This window comes from Candidatus Limnocylindrales bacterium, from assembly GCA_035571835.1.
GTDB lineage: Bacteria > Desulfobacterota > Binatia > UBA1149 > CAITLU01 > DATNBU01.
On record DATNBU010000018.1, the window covers coordinates 24,461 to 43,247 of the forward strand.

Sequence of the window (18,787 nt, forward strand, 5' to 3'; positions counted from 1 at the left end):
AAAGGATGCGAGCGGTGAGCACGGTCGGTCTCAGCGAGAATCCTGCAGGCGCCGATCCGGAGGCGGGCCGGTCACCGCTTCTTGCTGCCTACGGGCGCCCAGAGCGCGCGCCAGCGCGCGATCAGACAGACCGCGCGCCAGCGCGCGATCAGACAAACCGCGCGTCAGAGAGCGATCAGCAGGAAGCCGTTTTCGACGAAGTGCTCGACAGCACGGGACAGGTGCGCCCGCACTACGCGGGCCTCGTCGCCGAGCTCGACGATCTCGGCGAAGCCGAGCTCGGCCGCCGCTCCGAAGCGGGCCGGCGCATCAGCCACGAGCAGGGCGTCGCCTACAATGTCTACGGCGAGCCGCGCGGCAGCGAGCGCGCGTGGGAGCTCGATCCGGTCCCGTTCCTGATTTCTTCCGCCGAATGGACGGCGCTCGAGAAAGCGCTCGTGCAGCGCGCAACGCTGCTCAATCGCATTCTCGCCGACTGCTACGGCTCGCAGCAGCTGCTGCGCTCGAGCTGGCTGCCGCCGGCGCTCGTCTTTGCGCAGCCCGACTTCCTGCGGCCGCTCCACGACGTGCGCGTGCCGCGCGACACGTTCCTGCACTTCTATGCCGCCGATCTCGCCCGTTCGCCCGACGGCCAGTGGTGGGTCACGTCCGACCGCACGCAGGTTCCGACGGGAGCCGGCTACGCGCTTGCCAACCGCATGGTCACGTCGCGCATCCTGCCGGAAGCATTTCGCAACTGCGCGGTGCAGCGTCTCGCCGGTTTCTTCCGCGAGGTTCAGCGCACGCTTGCCGAGCTCGCACCGCGCGGCAACGAGAATCCGCGCGTCGTGCTTCTGACTCCCGGCCCGTACAACGACACGTACTTCGAGCAGACGTGGCTCGCGCGCTATCTCGGCTACTCGCTGGTCGAAGGCCAGGACCTTACGGTGCGCGACGACCGCGTCTACCTGAAGACGCTCGGAGGCCTCGAGCCGGTCGACGTGATCCTCCGCCGCGTCGACGACGACTTCTGCGATCCGCTCGAGCTGCGCAACGAATCGGTGCTCGGCGTGCCGGGCCTGGTCGAAGCGCTGCGCGCCGGCAACGTGACGGTCGCCAACGCGCTCGGCAGCGGGCTCGTGCAGAGCCCTGCATTCATGGGATTCCTGCCCGGCCTCTGCCGTCATCTGCTCGGCGAAGAGCTGGCGCTTCCGTCGGTCGCGACGTGGTGGTGCGGACAGAAAGACGCCGGCGAATACGTGCTCGAGCATCTCGACGAAGTCGTCGTGAAGTCGACGTTCCGCTCCTCGCTTCCCGGCAGCAGGATCGGCGGAGAGATGACGCCCGACGAACGCGAGGCGCTGCGCCAGCGGATCCTGTTCCAGCCGCACCTGTTCGTCGGTCAGGAGCGCGTGCCGCTTGCGACGGCGCCGTCGTGGAACGGCACCAGCGTGCAGCCGAGGCCGGTCGCGCTTCGCGTGTATCTCGTGGCGACGCAGGACGGCTACGCGGTCATGCCCGGCGGCCTGGCCAGGGTGACGCCCGAAGTTGCCGGCCGGCTGATTTCGACGCAGATCGGAAGCTCGAGCAAGGATACGTGGGTCATCAGCGATGCTCCGGTGCAGGCCAGGAGCCTGCTGCAGGTTGCACGCGACGAAGACATCGAGCTCCGGCGCGTCGGAAACAATCTTCCGAGCAGGCTCGCGGACAACTACTACTGGCTCGGCCGCTACGGCGAGCGCAGCGACGCCACCGCGCGCCTGCTGCGCGCCGCATTGCTGCGATTCTCGCTCGAGAGCGCGCGCGACGTCGGGCCCTTGCTGTCGCTCATTCAGCCGGTGCTCGAAACGCTGACGGCGCAGGACCAGCTTCCCGGCCTCCGCGAAAACCCGCTGCTGCGCGACGATCCGGAAGGGCTCGAAGCCGAGCTTCTCGCCACGATCTTCGACGCCGAGCGCAAAGGCAGCCTGATGTCGCTCGCGGATCAGCTGCAGAAGCTCGTGATCCTCGTGCGCGACCGCTCGTCCAACGACCTGTGGCGCGTGCTGCGTACACTGGACGACGGATTGGCTCCGGCTGCTGCCGCAGCCGGTCCGATGCTGGCCGGCGATGCGGTGCGCGTGCTCAACCACGTGATCCTCGGGATCGCTGCGTTTCACGGGCTGGCGCGCGAGAACATGACGCGTGCGCAGGGCTGGCGTTTCCTCGACATCGGCGTGCGCATCGAACGGGCGATGTACCTGTCCACGTTTCTCGCGAGCGCGCTGCAGAGCCCGGAAGCCGAGAACCCGAGCGTGCTCGAGACAGTCCTCGAAGTTGCCGACTGCACCATCACATACCGCTCGCGCTACAACCTGCTGCCGAACATCGCCGCGGTCTACGATCTCGTCATGCTCGACGACACCAATCCGCGCTCGCTGTTCTTCCAGCTGAACTCGATCCTCCGGCATCTCGAGAAGCTTCCGCGTGCGCGCGAGTCGGCGCTGCCGAGCGCGGCCGACCGCATCCTGATTGCGAGCCTGTCGCGGCTGCAGCTGCTCGATCCGCGGCCGCTCGCGCGAATGGCCGGCGCGTGGCACGAGAGCGAAACCGGACAGCTCCTTCGCGACATCCTGATCGAGCTGCCGCGTTTCTCGGACCTGATCGCCGTCAGCTATTTTGCTCATTCGGAGATTTCGCACGCCGGATGGGCGTCGCGTCGCAGCGGCGCCGGAGAATCGATCGTCAGCCAGATCGCGTCGATGGCGAGAAACGAAGGCCGCACGCCGGGAACGGTGCTGTGAACTACCGCATCAGCCATCGCACGGTCTACGACTACTCCGAGCCGGTGACGGTCTCGCATCACGCCGCGCGACTGACGCCGCGGATCACGCGCGGACAGACGTTCGAGGACTTCACGATCCACATCGAGCCGGAGCCGACGATCCGCAAGCTGCGCCTCGACTACTTCGGCAACGGCGTGTGCTTCTTCAGCATCCAGTCGATTCACCAGCGCCTCGAAGTCACCGCCAGCAGTATCGTCGTCACGTCGTCGGAGACACCGGTCGCAACCGGCCTGTCTCCGGGATGGGAGAGCGTTGCGCGACTGTTTCGCGATCCGGTTTCGCCGGACGTCGTCGAGCCGTTTCAGTTCGTGTTCGACTCGCCGCTGCTTTGCGCATCGCCGGAGCTCGCGGCTTACGCGGCGCCGTCGTTCACGCCCGGGCGGCCGCTGCTCGCCGCCGTCTCCGATCTCACGCAGCGGATCTACAGGGAGTTCGAGTACGATCCGGTCGCGACGACGGTCTCCACGCCGCCCGCCGAAGTCTTCGCCGCGCGCCACGGCGTCTGTCAGGACTTCGCGCACGTGGCGATCGCGTGCCTGCGTTCGATGGGGCTGCCGGCTCGGTACGTGAGTGGCTACCTTCGTACGATTCCCGCACCGGGCCAGCCGAAGCTCGTCGGTGCCGACGCGTCGCATGCGTGGTTTTCGGTGTTCAGTCCCGGTCTCGGCTGGGTCGATTTCGATCCGACCAACGGCGTGATGCCATCAGAAGACCACATCAGCGTGGCGTTCGGCCGCGATTTCAGCGACGTGAGCCCGCTCAGCGGCATCATCACCGGCGGCGGCGAGCACACCGTCGACGTTGCGGTCGACGTCGACGCGAGCTGAAAAAAGGGGACAGGTACATTTAAATTTCGCGTGAAAAAACGCGCCCGTTGATTTTACGACGTTTTTTTAATTGTACCTGTCCCCTTTTAAATTCCGTCGATACGCTGCCAGATCTCTTCGGCGACTTTGTCGACGTGGGGGCTCATTGCGCCCGTGACCTGCGTTCGAACGGTGTCGCGGGTTTTTTCGCGTCCGTCGTCGATGATCGCCTGCATGCGGCTTTCGGAAAGGATCGTCGCGGCCAGCCAGCCGGGAAGCTCGTACTCCTTGACGGCGGCCGTGATCGCTTCGCGTCCGAACCACAGGCCTGCGCCCGCGGCGACGAGACCGCCGACGGCACCGATGACGAACGCGAGCGGCCCGCTGTGGACGACTCCGACGAGCACCGCAACGCCGACGGCCTTTCCGAAGCCGCCGCTGATGGTTCCGGTCGCGATCGCGACGGCGCCCGAGACGGCAAGGCCGACCGCATCGGTCAGGCTGTCGCCGATCGGAGCGACGAGCCGGCCGGCTGCCGCGCCGCCGTCGTCGTCGAGAATCGCGCGGCGCGCTTCCGGATCGATCGTGATCGAGTTTCCGAGCCGCCTGGAAATGATCTTCTCGACCGCGAGCGTAAGAACCGATTCGAACCGCTGCTGCGCGCTGCGGACTTTTTCCGCGAGTTCGCCGCTGAAACTTTCGACGGCGGACTGGATGCGAAGCTCGAGATCCGTCAGCCGTCCGCCGTTCTCGCGGAACCGGGCCAGCTCGGAGCGGATCGACGCATCGAAAAGATTGGCGCACACGTATTCGCCGACGTCTTCGGCCATCGCATCCACTTCGACGAGATACGCCGTGCGGATTTCGGCGAGCACGCCCTGGCGGCGCGATTCGCGCCACTGGTGGAGCCGGCTCTGGAAATAGCGGTCGGCGAAAGAAACCTGCACGGCCGACGCGAGCCGCCTGATGCGGCCCGACTCCCACATCCACAGCAGCAGGCGCGGGATCGCGACGACGACGAGTGCGGTCAGCGCGTACAGGTGAATCCACTGCGCGGCCGGCACGCCGCTCTCGCTCGTCAACTGGCGGAAATCGAGCCGCGATGCGAGATCGATGCGGAGCACCGCGGCCGCCGGGCCGAGGAGCGTGCTCAGCAGGAACGAGACGGCCGACTCGCTGCGAATGAACGTGCTGCGCCAGACGACGTTGTAGTCGAAGAACAGCCCGCGGATGTACATGCCGGCAACGGCGCCGCTGACGAGGCCGAGCGCTCCGAGATGCAGCAGGCGCTCGATACGAAGACTCGTCAGCTCGCGCGCCGAGCGCACCCAGTGCACGAGAAACGACGCGATGCCTGCGGCCCAGCGCTTTTCGTCTTCGACCGCCGCTCGCGCGCCGGATCGCCACCGCAGCCAGCGCTGCCAGACGCTCTCGGCAATCAGCATCCGGAAAAGCCACGGAAGCTCCGCAGCCTGCTCGCTCGCCGATTCGCGCACGGGCGGAGCGGAGCCGGCCACGTCGCGGATCGCGATCGCATCGGAGCCGGCGCTTCGCATTCGACGTCGGATCGAACGCACGAGCAGCAGCACGTACAGAACGAGGTTCCACGCGACCAGCGCGAGGATCGGATTGAAAAGGATGTGGATCTTCCCGGACGGCCCGAGCTCGTTCGACAGCACGCCGACCGCAAACCCGAGACCGAGCACGAGCGATGCGGCCGAATCCGGCAAGCGAGGCAGCTGGAGGATCGCGCGGCACAGCTCGCGGCGCGGGAAATTCTCGAGCAGGGACGCCGCGCGCCGCGCGAACCACGAGCCGACGTCGTCGCAGTCGCCGGCCTCGGCGAACGCCGCCGCCTGCGCGGCGTCATCGATTGCCACGGCGCCGTGTTCCTCGATTGCGCGGACGAGGAGAACCCTGGCGGCGTCGGCTTCCAGCATCAGGGCGGTTCTACTACTTCTTGCGGGATGGGAGATCATGTTCAGGGGCCGGACCGGACCTTCGGGCACGCGACCGTCGTGCTCGGCGACAAGAACGGGAAATATCCGCACGGGAACTCGCTGGTGATTCGCGGCACCCGCCGCACGGCGGTCCTCGATCCGTCGCTCGCGCTCGTCGAGCGGGAGGGCGGCTTTCGCGGACCGGCCGACCTGGTCGTGCTGAGCCACGTGCACGAAGATCACGTCGCCGGCCTTCATCTTTTCCCCGATGCCGAGGTCCATGCGCACCGCGAGGATGTCGACGGCATCCGCTCGATGGCCGGGCTTCAGAGGATGTACGGCTACGCGCTTCCGGACGAGACGCTTTCGGACTGGCTGGTCGGCTCGTTTCACTACGCGCCGCGGCCGGATGCCCGCGCGTACGAAGACGGCGCGGTCTTCGAGCTTGGCGACTGCCGCATCCGCGCATTCCATCTTCCCGGGCACACGCGCGGCCACTGCGCGCTGCTCGTCGAGCCGGAGGGAGTTCTTTTCCTCGGCGACATCGACCTGACCGGCTTCGGTCCGTACTACGGCGACGCGTGGTCGGATCTGGAGGACTTCGAGCGTTCGCTCGAGCGCATCCGTTCGATCCCGGCGCGGGTCTGGGTGTCATTCCACCACGTCGGCGTCATCGAGGATCAGGCGGTGTTCGACGAGAAGCTCCGGCGCTTCGCGGGAAAGATCAATGAGCGCGACGACGCGATCGCCGAGTTCCTGCGCGAGCCGCGCACGGTCGACGAGATGGTCGCGCATCGCTTCGTGTATCCGCCGCACGCGGCGCTGCCGTTCGTCGACGCCGTCGAAAAACGGACGATCGAGCAGCATCTGCGGCGCGGGGTGGAGCGGGGACGGATCGTATGTGAGGGGGAACGGTATCGAGCGGTATAGAGCGTTGCGCTCGCGCCGGGCCGCGCCATGCGATGCATGACGCGGCCCGTGCTGAAATCGGGGACAGACACCGATTTCCGGAAATCGGTGTCTGTCCCCGATTTACTCGCGATCAGTGTCGGCCGTGCGGCGGCGGCGGCGGCGGCTGACCCGAATCGTCCGCCGGCGGCTGCCCGCCCTGACCGCGATGCGGGTTCGCTCCGCCTTGCGGGCCGTGCGGCGGCGGCGCCGGATTGCCGCGATGCTCAACCGCACCTTGCGGCGCGACTTCCTGCTGGTGCCGCTGCGGGGGCTCGCGATACTCGGGCCGCTCCGCCTGCGGCTGCCGCTGATGCTGCATCTGCTCCTGCCGCATTTGTTGCTGCTGCGTGCGTTCCTGCTGCATCTGTTGTTGCTGCATGCGTTCCTGCCGCATCTGCTGCTGCTCCATGCGCTCCTGCTGCATCTGCTGAGGCTGCGCCTCACGCTGCTGGTGCTGCGGCTGCATCTGCTCAGGCTGCGCCTCTCGCTGCTGGTGCTGCGGCTGCACATGCTCCGGCCGCACGCGCTCGGGCTGCACGCGCTCGGGCTGCTCCTCGGGCTGCACGCGCTCATGCTTCATGCGTTCGGGCTGTGCCTGCTCGGCACGATCCGGTCGCATGTGCTGAGGCTTCGCCTCGCGAGGCTCGGGCTGCGCCGGCTGCTCGGCGCGATTGCCAGGCTGGCCTTGTTCCATTCCATGAACAGGCTGCTCATCTTCCATGCCCGGACGCTGGCGACCATGTGCATTCGGTCCACCGTTGTCCGGCCGCCCGCCGTGGCGGTCTGCGCCGCTGCCCGCTCCGGGCGCTTGTTCTTCGGCTGCCGGTTGAGGCCCGCCTTTGCCTGCCGTGCTTTCGTCAGGAACGGTGCGGCTCGGCTTCTTCTGGCTCTCCGGCACGCGGTCGAGGCGCGCCTTCTCTTCGCGGATCGTGTCGCGCTTGCGCGCCTCCGGCGTCGGCTCCTTCGCGAGGCCGAGACGATCCGGAGTCTTGTCCGTCGTCTCGCGGACCTGCGGGCGGAACATCTGCACGCGATCGCCGCGCGTGTCGACGCGCGTGTGCGGCTTGTCGGCAGCTTCGATCGTCACAGGGCGCACCGGCCGTCCGGTTGCCTGCTCGATCGTGCGCCGGTCGATGCTGTGTCCGATCCGCTCGGGATGGCTCTCGTCGTACTGCGTGACGTCACGCGACTGGCTGTAGATCCGGTCGCGCTCGCGGTGGTCGCTGATCTGATGGCGGCCGACGCGGTCCGACGTGAAGTCGCGGTCGCGCGTAAACACCCAGCGATCCCAGTCGCGGCCACGGTGGCGATCGTCCCAGTCGTGATCGTGATGCCAGTTGTCCCAGCGGTACTCGGGATGGATGTCGAAATAGACGGGCCACAGCGGAGCCCATCCGATGTAACCGGATTCGACCCGCCAGCTTACCCACGCCGGAGCCCACGTGTGTCCGGGCACCCAGCTCCATCCGTAGTACGGATCGAAGTACCAGCGGCCGTAGTGATACGTGGCCCAGCCCCACGGTTCGTCGGACACCCACGTCCATCCGAATTCGTCGGACCATAGCCACTGACCTTCGGTGTACGGGCGCCAGCCAGGACCAACCCGGGCCGGATGCCAGACCCAGCCGAAGTCCGCCTGGAAGAACCATTGTCCGTGCGGCGCGAGGTTCGAGTAGAAGATGCCCACGTCGACGTCCTGCGCGTTGGCCGCCTGTGGCGCCACGCTGTCGACGAGGAGCGCACCGCCGGTGCTGCAGACGAGGAAGGCGGCAAGCGCAAGGCTGCCGGGAATCTGGAGCTTGTGAAATTTCATACGAACCTCTTCCTTCCGATCGATATATTCGCGTTCACTGTTCGGTATCCGCGATCGCTGTCCGGTTTTCGCGTCCAGGTTGCCTGCTCGCTGCGTGCGCAGCTCAGGTCTGCTTGCGATCGAACATCAGCATCAGCACGCCGCCGCCGACCGCGACCGCGGCCAGCCATTGCGGGATGCGGACCGTCTTGTTGTCCTTGATCGAAAGCTCGATCGGGCCGATCTTCGCGTCGTGGCTTTCTTCTGTGTACGTGAACTGGCCGTAGGCGAGGCCGCCTGCACCGGCAAGTATGAGCAGGATTGCCAGAATCTTGATGGGACTCACGATATGATCTCCTGCACTTCTGGCCTTCGCTTCATCTCGACGCGTTCGCATCAACGCGTTCGTGCGCGGCCCCGAACGGACCTCCGCACGTCCGTTCTATGTACGAAAGTTAGCGGCGAAAAGAGCGGACTGCTACGCGCGTAGTTCCACGCAGGTCGTGTTTTGCGATCAAAGAGGATCGACGGCGGATGGTTTTGCCCAGTTGCGCCAATCGGCGGCCTTGCACATCACTCGCTGTAACCATCGGCGGAAGGGCCGGCACCGCTTGCGGCGACGGGGACCATCTTCATGCGAATGTTCGGCCCGAAGCTGTTCGCCTCCATCGCATGGTCGGCGACCCGGCCGTGGAACGGCATCTCCTTGTCCAGGCGGGCAGCTGCGACCAGGAACGTCAGCGCCAGAAGGCCGAACAGCCATCCGATCTCGGCCGACATCCCGGCGTATCCGAGCGCGCCGTAGGCGAATGCGATCAACGTCAGCACGAACATGACCATGGCGACAAAAGCCATTGAAGTTCCCCTTCGCGAACGAGTACGGGCGCGGCGCCGGCCGTCATGCGGGCTGCGGCGATTCTGTACCCGTCGGAAGGGAGTTTAGGGATCGAAGGGCTGCGCGGATAGACGGGAGTTGCACGCGCGCAGATCTACGCGTGTGCGTCAGTCGGTGTTTTTCTCGATCGCGACGATCGGTGCGTCGGTGAAGAGATAACGGCGCAGCATGCCGTCGAAGTGGGCGTCGTGGCGCCGGATCCATTCGAGCAGCATCGTCGCGTGCTCGATCTCTTCGTGTTTGTTGTGGAGAAGCACTTCCTTGAGCTGCGGGTCCGAGCACGCGTCGGCACGCTGCTGGTACCAGTCGATCGCTTCCCATTCCTCCATGAGGCTGACGATCGCGCGGTGCATGTTGCGCGTGTCTTCGGAAAGAACCTCTACGGCTTCGTGGAAGCCCGTATTCGCCATGGGGAGAGTGCTCGCGATGCCGGCTACAGACGGCCAGTCAGCAGGAGCACGACCACGACGATGAGCGCGACACCGCCAAAGCCGGACGGGCCGTAGCCGAGGTTATGATAGCCCCAGTTCGGCAGTCCACCGATCACGAGAAGAAGAAGAATGATGAGCAGGAGATTGGACATGTTGTGTTCTCTCTTTGCGTGCAGACTCTGCCGCGCGCGCTTCATCTTCTTTTTACCGATCTTCGATGCGATCCGGTAGATCGTAGTACTACTCACGTAGTTCTACGTACGTCATTCACGCACGAAAAAAGGCGTGAGAGATTGCATCGACAACGCCCGCCGCAGCCATTACAACAGCGGACGGCATGAGTGCATCACGGCATTCAGGGAAACGTCGGATCTGAAGAATCTTCGTCTACTACTGGAACGCACACTCCGACGTACCGCCGCGGACGCCGCGGATCCCGAAGACCTGATTCGAAGCGAGCTCTTCAGCATCGAGCGGCTCGAGCAGCACGCCGAAACTCTTGCCGCCGCCCAGCACGTGACGACGCGCCCCACCGGCGAACGCCGGCTCGCACCGCGGCTGCGCGACAACGGACGTGTGCTGCTGGCAGCCTACCGCACGATCGGCGAGACCATTCGCGAGGAACGTGCGATCACGCCGGCCGCAGAATGGCTGGTCGACAACTTCCACGTCGTCGAAGAACAGATCCGCGAAATTCGCGACGACATGCCGGCAGGTTTCTACAGGGAGCTGCCGAAACTCTCGGACGGGCCGCTCGCGGGGTATCCGCGCGTATTCGGCCTCGCGTGGGGATTCGTCGCGCACACCGACAGTCTTTTCGATCCGGAGACGCTGCGCCGCTTCGTCGGTGCGTACCAGCGCGTCCAGCCGCTGACGATCGGCGAGCTGTGGGCAGTGGCCATCACCCTGCGCGTCGTGCTCGTGGAAAATCTTCGCCGCGCGGCCGACCGCATCGTCACGAGTCGAATTTCCCGCCAGGACGCCGACGCCGCTGCCAATCGTCTTCTCGGAGTGGGCTGCACCGCAGAATCCGCAACCAACGTTCTGCGTCGCTTCGAGCATGTCCGCCTGCGCGCCGCGTTTGCCGTGCAGCTCGTCCAGCGGCTGCGCGATCAGGATCCGGATGTCACGCCGGCGCTGCGCTGGCTCGACGAAAAGCTTGCGGCCCAGGGGACGACCGCCGACGAAATCGTTCGCGAGGAGCACCAGCTTCAGGGTGCGATGAACGTGACGGTGCGCAACATCATCACCAGCATGCACCTGATGTCGGATGTCGACTGGGCCGATCTGTTCGAGGCCATCAGCCTGGTCGATGCCGAGTTGCGCGCGGGAAGCGACTTTGCCGCCATGGATTTCGCGACGCGTGATCGATACCGCCACGAGATCGAATCGCTCGCGCGCGGATCCCGCCACTCGGAGCTCGATGTCGCGCGCCGCGCGATGAGCGCGGCTAATGCGGTGTCGCATCTCGACGTCGCCGACGCTGTCGAACGCGGCCGTCATCAGGATTCCGGTTATCATCTGATTGGCGGCGGCCGCACGGTCTTCGAACGCACGCTCGCATTCCGGGTGCCGCCGCACGAGTGGCTGCCTCGCGCGTACCGCGCCGCCGGCATCGCCGGCTATCTCGGCACGGCGGCGATTCTGACCGCCACTCTTCTTCTGCCCGCAGTGCTCGGCGTCGCGTCCTACGGCGTCGACCGATGGATGCTCGCGCTGCTTGCGGTGCTTGGCCTCGTGCCGGCGACCGATGCTGCATTCGCGCTGCTCAACCGCCACGTCGCGGCGCGTTTCGGCGCGTCGAGGCTGCCCGCTCTCGAGCTCGAGGACGGCATACCGCCGGAGCTGCGCACCATGGTGGTCGTTCCGACGCTGCTGACGACACCGGCGGAGATCGGCGAGCAGATCGAACGGCTCGAGGTCCGCCATCTTGCCAGCGGTGAGGAAGATCTGCGTTTCGCGTTGCTGTCCGACTGGACGGACGCCGCGCACGAGAGCGAGCCGGGCGACGAAATACTCGTCGCCTCCGCCGCTGCGGCCATCGATGTTCTCAACCAGCGCTATCCGCCTGCAGCGGACGGCAAGCGGTTCCTGCTCCTGCACCGCCGCAGGGTCTGGAATGCGGGCGAAGGCGTGTGGATGGGCTGGGAGCGCAAGCGCGGCAAGCTGCACGAGCTCAACCGGCTGCTTCGCGGCGCGCTCGACACCACGTTCGTCGCGATCGGCGGCATCGCGCCGTCTGTGCCCGGCGGCGTGCGCTACGTGATCACGCTCGACGCCGACACGCGCCTTCCACGCGAAGCGGCGCGGCGACTGGTCGGCAAGATGGCCCATCCGCTCAACCGTCCGCGCCTCGATCTGCGCAGCGGACGCGTGGTGGACGGCTATGCGGTGCTGCAGCCGCGCGTGATCCCGTCGTTTCCGATCGGCGGCGAAGGATCGATCTTCCAGCGCGTGTTCTCCGGTCCGGGCGGGATCGATCCGTACGCGTCGGCTGTCTCCGACGTGTATCAGGACCTTTTCGGCGAAGGCTCGTTTACCGGCAAGGGAATCTACGACGTCGACGTCTTCGAGGCCGCACTCGAAGGCCGCATCCCCGAAAACGCCGTGCTCAGCCACGATCTTCTCGAGGGCGTGTTCGCCAGGGCGGGCCTGGTTTCCGACATCGAAGTCGTCGAAGAGTTTCCGTCGCGCTACGACGTAGCCGCTGCCAGGCAGCATCGCTGGGCACGCGGGGACTGGCAGCTTCTGCCGTGGATCATTGGGAAGGGGCGCGCGGCGACGCGCGACGGGAAGGCGCGCGCGGCGACGCGCGACGGGCACGGTAGCGCGGCAACGCGCGACGGCGATTCCGCGCGTGCGGCGATTCCGGTGATCGGACGCTGGAAGATGCTCGACAACCTGCGCCGTACGCTGTCCGCGCCGGCCGCGTTCCTCGCGCTCGCCGCCGGCTGGATGATGCCGCGTCACGCGGCAACGCTGTGGACGGGATGCGTGCTTGCGCTACTCGCGGTTCCCGCGGTCCTGCCGTTACTCGCCGGCATCGTTCCGAGGCGGGCCGGCATCTCCAAGCGAAGTCATCTGCGCTCGATCGCTGCCGATCTCGAGCTCGCGCTGCTGCAGACGGCATTCCTGGTCACGCTGCTCGCGCACCAGACGTGGCTGATGGCCGACGCGATCGTGCGTACGCTGCTCCGACTCGTCGTCAGTCACCGGCGCATGCTCGAATGGCTGACGGCTGCGCAGGCGAAGTTCAGCCTGCCGCTCGATGTTCCCGGGTTTTATCTGCGCATGGCCGGCGGCGTCGGGCTCGCTGCTGCTGTCGCATTGCTGGTGCTCTCGGGCGGGCACGGCGCGGCGCCGGTCGCGTTGCCGTTCGTCGCGCTGTGGGCCTTGTCGCCGGTCGTCGCGCAGTGGGCGAGCCGTCCGCCGGACGTCTTCGGCGCCGGCCAGCTCGACGGGGCCGATCGCATTGCACTGAGGATGGTTGCGCGGCGTACGTGGCGCTTTTTCGAGACGTTCGTCACCGGCGCCGATCACATGCTTCCGCCGGACAATTTCCAGGAGATTCCGAATCCGGCCACCGCGCACCGGACGTCTCCGACCAACCTCGGCCTGTATCTGCTGTCGGTCGCGGCCGCGCGCGACTTCGGGTGGTCGGGACTCGTCGAGACGGTCGAGCGGCTCGAAGCGACGCTTGGGGCCATGGACCGCCTCGAGCGGTTTCGCGGCCACTTCTTCAACTGGTACGCGACCGAAGACCTGCGCACGCTCAGCCCGAAGTACGTCTCGTCGGTCGACAGCGGCAACCTCGCCGGGCATCTGCTCGCGATCGCGAGCACGTGCCGCGAGATGCTCGTCCGGCCGGTCGTCGATGGGCAATGTTTCGCCGGAATTGCCGATGCGCTGAGGCTTGCGACCGAAGCGCTCGGCCAGCTGACCGGGAATCGCCACACGCAGATCGTCACCCGCAAGCATCTCGACGATGCGCTGGCGAACCTCGCGTCGCTGCTCGACAGCCCGCAGCCGCAGGCGCCGTCGGACGTGCTCGCTCATCTGACCCGGCTCGGCGTGCAGGCGGACATCGTCGCCGACATCGCGCGAACCTGGACCGCGGAGCGAAACGACGGAGCAGGTACGGATTTCCTGTTCTGGGTGGACGCGGTCCGTGCGTCGATTACGAGTCACACCCGCGACCTGGATCTTCTGATGCCGCGACGGACGCTGAGCGCTTCAGCCGGTGCAGCCCGCACAAGCTTGCCGCTCGTTGCCGATTCGCACGGCGACGCTTTCGACCGCGAGTCGATTCCGACGCTCGCTGATGTTGCCGATCTTGCCGACGGCTGCGGCGGCTGTGGCGGCTGCGAGGCGGCGCGCTCGCTCGAGCGGCGCGTGACGGCGCTTTCCGACCTCGCCAGGCAGCTGTTCGACCGCATGGAATTCGGATTCCTCCTCGATCCTGCGCGCAACCTTCTTTCGATCGGCTACCAGGTGGCCGAGGGCAAGCTCGATACCAACTGCTACGACCTGCTCGCTTCCGAAGCGCGGCTCGCGAGCTTCATCGCCATTGCCAAGGGCGACCTTCCGGTGCGGCACTGGTTCCGTCTCGGCCGCTCGCTGACGCCCGTGGATCGCGGATCCGCTCTCGTCTCGTGGTCGGGTTCGATGTTCGAGTATCTGATGCCGTCGCTCGTGATGCGCGCGGCAACCGGAAGCCTGCTCGAGCAGACCAGCCGCCTCATCGTGCGCAGGCAGGTCCGCTACGGCAGCGATCGCGGCGTGCCGTGGGGAGTTTCCGAGTCGGCGTACAACGCGCGCGACCTCGAGTTCACTTACCAGTACTCGAACTTCGGCGTGCCGGGGCTCGGTCTCAAGCGCGGGCTGAGCGAGGACGTCGTCGTCGCTCCGTATGCAACCGCGCTGGCCACCATGGTCGATCCCGCCGGCGCCGTGAAGAACTTTGCCCGTCTTGCGGATGCGGGAGCATGCGGCCGCTACGGCTACTACGAAGCCCTCGATTACACGCCGACTCGCCTGCCCGAGGGCAAACCGGTGGCGATCGTCCAGGCGTACATGGCCCATCACCAGGGCATGACGATTCTCGCCATCGCCAATGCGCTCCACGACGGCGAGATGCGTACGCGTTTCCACGCGGACGCGATGGTGCAGGCGACCGAGCTTCTGCTTCAGGAGCGCACGCCGCGCGACGTCGCCGTCTCACGGCCGCGCGCGGAGGAGGTCCACGTTGCTTCCGACGTGCGCGAGTTGGTTCCTCCGATGGTGCGCCGGTTCCGTTCGGCGCACGACCGCATTCCGCGCACGCACCTGCTTTCGAACGGCCGCTATGCCGTGATGCTGACAGCCGCCGGCTCCGGCTCGAGCCGTTGCGGCGATCTTGCGGTGACGCGCTGGCGCGAGGACGTGACGTGCGACGCGTGGGGTTCCTACGTCTTCCTGCGCGACCGCATCGATGGCACAGTGTGGTCCGCCGGCTACCAGCCGACCGCGGTCGACGCCGACAGCTACAACGTGTCGTTCTCCGAAGATCGCGCCGAGATCACGAGGCGCGACGGAACCATCCGCACCACGCTCGAGATTTCGGTCTCGTCCGAGGCCGACGGCGAAGTCCGGCGGGTCTCGCTCGCCAACCTCGGCAACCGCACGCGCGAAATCGAGGTGACTTCCTATGCCGAGATCGTGCTGTCGACCGCAGCCGCCGATCTTGCGCATCCGGCGTTCTCCAAGCTGTTCGTCGAGACGGAATACGTCGAGGCGGTCGGCGCGCTGCTGGCCACGCGGCGTCCGCGCTCGCCCGGCGATCCCCAGGTCTGGGCGGCGCACCTGGCCGTCGTCGAAGGCGAAAGCATCGGGGCACACGAATTCGAAACCGATCGTGCGCGCTTTCTCGGTCGCGGGCGCACGATCCGCACGCCGGTGGCGATCGAAAACGGCGCGTCGCTCGGCGGCACGGTCGGCACCGTGCTCGATCCGGTCTTCAGCCTGCGGCGGTCGGTGCGCATCCCGCCGGGTACCACGGCGCGAATCGCATTCTGGACATTGATTGCGCCCACCCGCAGCGAGGCGATCGATCTCGCCGACAAGCACCACGATGCGACCGGCTACGAACGCGCGGTCACGCTCGCGTGGACGCAGGCGCAGGTGCAGCTCCATCATCTCGGCATCGGCCCGGATGAAGCGCAGTACTTCCAGCGCCTCGCCAACCACGTGCTGTACTCGAATTCGACGCTGCGGCCTTCGTCCGAGGCGCTCGCGCGCAACGGCCTCGGTCAGAACGCATTGTGGCCGCACGGCATTTCCGGGGATCTGCCGATCGTGCTGGTGCGCATCGACGACGTCGGAAATGTCGAGCTCGTGCGCCAGATCCTTCGTGCGCATGCGTACTGGCGCATCAAGCGCCTGTGCGTCGACATCGTGATCCTCAACGAGCGGCCGTCGACGTACCTCGCGGACCTGCAGGGATCGCTCGAAGCGATCGTGCGCGCCGGCCATCTCGAAGGCGATGCCGCATGCGGAACTGTTTACCTTCTGCGAGCCGAGCAGATTTCGGTGGAAGTGCGAACGTTGCTCGCGAGCGCGGCCAGAGTCGTGCTGCGCGGCAGGCGCGGAAGCCTGTTCACGCAGCTCCAGCAGGCCGAAGATGCGCAGCCGGCGGTCGTGCGTGCGCTGCCGGCTCCGCCTGCTCGTGCGATCGTGCACGTACCGCAAAGCACGGACCGGCGCGCGCCCGACCTCGAGTACTTCAATGGACTCGGCGGGTTCGACGACGACGCGCGCGAATACGTCACGGTTCTCGGCGACCGGCAGTGGACGCCCGCCCCGTGGATCAACGTGATCGCCAACCCGTCGTTCGGTTTCCAGGCGTCGGTCGAAGGCGCCGGCTACACGTGGTCGCTCAACAGCCACGAAAACCAGATCACGCCGTGGTCGAACGATCCGGTCGCGAGCCCGCCGGGCGAGGTGCTCTACGTCCGCGACGAAGACAGCGGTGTGCTGTGGTCGCCGACGGCGCTGCCGATTCGCGACCATGGATCCTACGTGTGCCGCCACGGTCAGGGCTACACCCGCTTCGAGCACGACGCGCACGGCATCGCGCTCGAGCTCGTGCAGTACGTGCCGGTGGCCGACCCGGTCAAGATCTCGCGGCTCGTGCTCCGCAATCACACCGGCAAGACCCGGCGTCTGTCGATTACGGCCTACGTCGAATGGGTTCTTGCGGCCACGCGCACGGCAGCTTCGCCGCACCTCGTCACCGAAATCGATGGCAGCACCGGTGCGCTCATGGCGCGCAACTGCTGGCGCACGGAATTCGGTGAACGCGTCGCCTTTGCCGATCTCGGCGGGCGGCAGCTTTCGTGGACGGGTGACCGCGGCGAATTTCTCGGTCGCAACGGCGCGCTCGACCGGCCCGCCGCACTGGCCGGCGGCGAGCCGCTTTCGAATCGTACCGGTGCGGGCCTGGATTCCTGCGCAGCGCTGCAGGGGCGGATCGAGCTCAAGCCCGGCGAGCAGGCCGAGCTCGTCTTCACGCTCGGCGAAGCCGGAAGTGCTGCGGAAGCCCGCGTCCTCGTCGAGCGTTACCGGAACATCGATCTCGACGACGTGCTGCGCACGGTGATCCGGTCCTGGGACGACATCCTCGGCCGCGTCGAAGTGCGCACGCCCGACCGGGCGATGGACATCCTTCTGAACCGCTGGCTGCTCTACCAGACGCTCGCCTGCCGGATATGGGCGCGGGCCGGTTTCTATCAGGCAAGCGGAGCGTACGGATTTCGCGATCAGCTGCAGGACGTGATGGCGATCGCGTCTACGCGGCCCGACGTCGCACGCGAGCAGATCGTCCGCGCCGCAGGCCGGCAGTTCCTCGAAGGCGACGTGCAGCACTGGTGGATGCCGGCCGCCGGACAGGGCGTGCGAACGCACGTCTCCGACGACAGGCTCTGGCTGCCATACGTGGCGGCGCACTACATCGAAGTGACGGGCGACGCGGGGATCCTGGACGAACGCGTCGCGTTCCTCGAGGGCGCCACTCTCGGCAAGGACGAGGCCGATGCGTACTTCCATCCGATTGCATCCGACGTCGAGGCGACAGTCTTCGAGCACTGCGTGCGCGCGATCGAATGCAGTCTTTCGGTCGGTGCGCACGGCCTGCCGCTGATGGGCGGCGGGGACTGGAACGACGGCATGAACCGCGTCGGCGCCGGCGGCAGCGGCGAAAGCGTGTGGCTCGGCTGGTTCCTCGGAGCGACGCTGTCGTCGTTCGCACCTCTGGCCGATGCGCGCGGAGAGCGGGCACGCGCGGCGGCATGGCGAGAGCACGCTGCGGCTCTGGCGACTGCGCTCGAGCGCGAAGCGTGGGACGGAGCGTGGTACCGGCGGGGCTATTTCGACGACGGCACGCCGCTCGGCAGCTCAATCAGCAACGAGTGCCGCATCGACTCGATCGCGCAGTCGTGGGCAGTGATGTCGCGGATGGCGGATCCGTCGCATGCGGCTCTCGCGATGGCTGCCGTCGACCAGCACCTCGTCCGTCGCGACGACAAGCTCGCGCCGCTTTTCACTCCGCCGTTCGACCACACCGACCACGATCCCGGTTACATCAAGGGATACCCCCCGGGCATTCGCGAGAACGGGGGGCAGTATACGCACGCTGCAGCATGGTCGGTGATTGCGTTCGCCGAGCTTGGCGACGGCGACAAGGCAGCCGGGCTGTTCTCACTGCTCAACCCGATCCTGCACGCGAACACCCGCTCCGGCGTGCACCGTTACAAAGTCGAGCCGTACGTGATGCCGGCCGATGTGTACTCCGTGCCGCCGCATGCCGGTCGCGGCGGCTGGACGTGGTACACCGGCTCGGCCGGATGGATGCATCGCGCAGGTCTCGAGTGGATTCTCGGGCTGCGCGTGCGTGGTTCTGTGCTGCGGATCGAGCCATGCGTGCCGAAGACATGGCCGGAGTATGAGATGGTCTACCGTCACGGATCGGCCCGCTACCAGATCGCCGTCGAGAATCCTCGCGGTGCCGGTCGCGGCGTGACGCTGGTCGAGATCGACGGCGTCGCTTCCCGAACCGGTGTCGCGGAAATCCCTCTCGTCGATGACGGCGGAGCTCATCTCGTTCGCGTGGTTCTCGGATGATCGGCAAGGTGA

At 66.7% G+C, this 18,787-nt stretch carries 10 protein-coding genes; 4 read left to right on the plus strand and 6 right to left on the minus strand.

All coding sequences use genetic code 11. The features are described 5' to 3' along the window. The first annotated feature begins 14 nt into the window (after positions 1–14). Positions 15–2,762 (plus strand): circularly permuted type 2 ATP-grasp protein, encoded by a 2,748-nt coding sequence (locus VN634_08565; GenBank protein HXC50922.1) that lies wholly within the window; start codon positions 15–17, stop codon positions 2,760–2,762. After that, positions 2,759–3,631, plus strand: coding sequence for a transglutaminase family protein (locus tag VN634_08570; GenBank protein HXC50923.1), 873 nt, complete (start codon positions 2,759–2,761; stop codon positions 3,629–3,631). The genes VN634_08565 and VN634_08570 overlap by 4 nt, the downstream gene beginning before the upstream one ends. A gap of 86 nt (positions 3,632–3,717) precedes the next feature. Here VN634_08570 and VN634_08575 read toward each other — a convergent pair whose 3' ends face one another. Further along, positions 3,718–5,550: a DUF2868 domain-containing protein gene (locus VN634_08575; protein HXC50924.1), complete on the minus strand. Its 1,833-nt coding sequence runs from the start codon at positions 5,548–5,550 to the stop codon at positions 3,718–3,720. A gap of 27 nt (positions 5,551–5,577) precedes the next feature. Here VN634_08575 and VN634_08580 point away from each other — a divergent pair, with 27 nt between their 5' ends. Beyond that, positions 5,578–6,480: an MBL fold metallo-hydrolase gene (locus tag VN634_08580; GenBank protein HXC50925.1), complete on the plus strand. Its 903-nt coding sequence runs from the start codon at positions 5,578–5,580 to the stop codon at positions 6,478–6,480. Between the two features lie 112 nt (positions 6,481–6,592). Here the strand turns inward: VN634_08580 and VN634_08585 are convergent, their stop codons facing one another. The 5 genes from VN634_08585 to VN634_08605 form a co-directional block, all read right to left on the minus strand. Further along, a complete protein-coding gene (locus VN634_08585; protein HXC50926.1) occupies positions 6,593–8,314 on the minus strand; it encodes a DUF6600 domain-containing protein in 1,722 nt (573 codons plus the stop codon). 103 nt (positions 8,315–8,417) lie between these two features. Further along, positions 8,418–8,639, minus strand: a complete 222-nt coding sequence (locus VN634_08590; GenBank protein ID HXC50927.1) for a hypothetical protein — start codon at positions 8,637–8,639, stop codon at positions 8,418–8,420. Between the two features lie 227 nt (positions 8,640–8,866). Next, a complete protein-coding gene (locus VN634_08595; GenBank protein HXC50928.1) occupies positions 8,867–9,148 on the minus strand; it encodes a hypothetical protein in 282 nt (93 codons plus the stop codon). Between the two features lie 147 nt (positions 9,149–9,295). Then, complete coding sequence (locus VN634_08600) at positions 9,296–9,598, minus strand: encapsulin-associated ferritin-like protein (GenBank protein HXC50929.1); 303 nt, start codon at positions 9,596–9,598, stop codon at positions 9,296–9,298. 23 nt (positions 9,599–9,621) lie between these two features. Beyond that, entirely contained in the window at positions 9,622–9,771 is a 150-nt protein-coding gene (locus VN634_08605; GenBank protein HXC50930.1) for a DUF3309 family protein, read from the minus strand. Between the two features lie 133 nt (positions 9,772–9,904). On the opposite strand from VN634_08605, the gene VN634_08610 reads away from it, so the two are divergent. Next, the gene (locus VN634_08610; GenBank protein HXC50931.1) at positions 9,905–18,775 is read left to right on the plus strand and encodes a glucoamylase family protein; all 8,871 of its coding nucleotides are present in this window, start codon (positions 9,905–9,907) and stop codon (positions 18,773–18,775) included. Positions 18,776–18,787 lie beyond the last annotated feature (12 nt).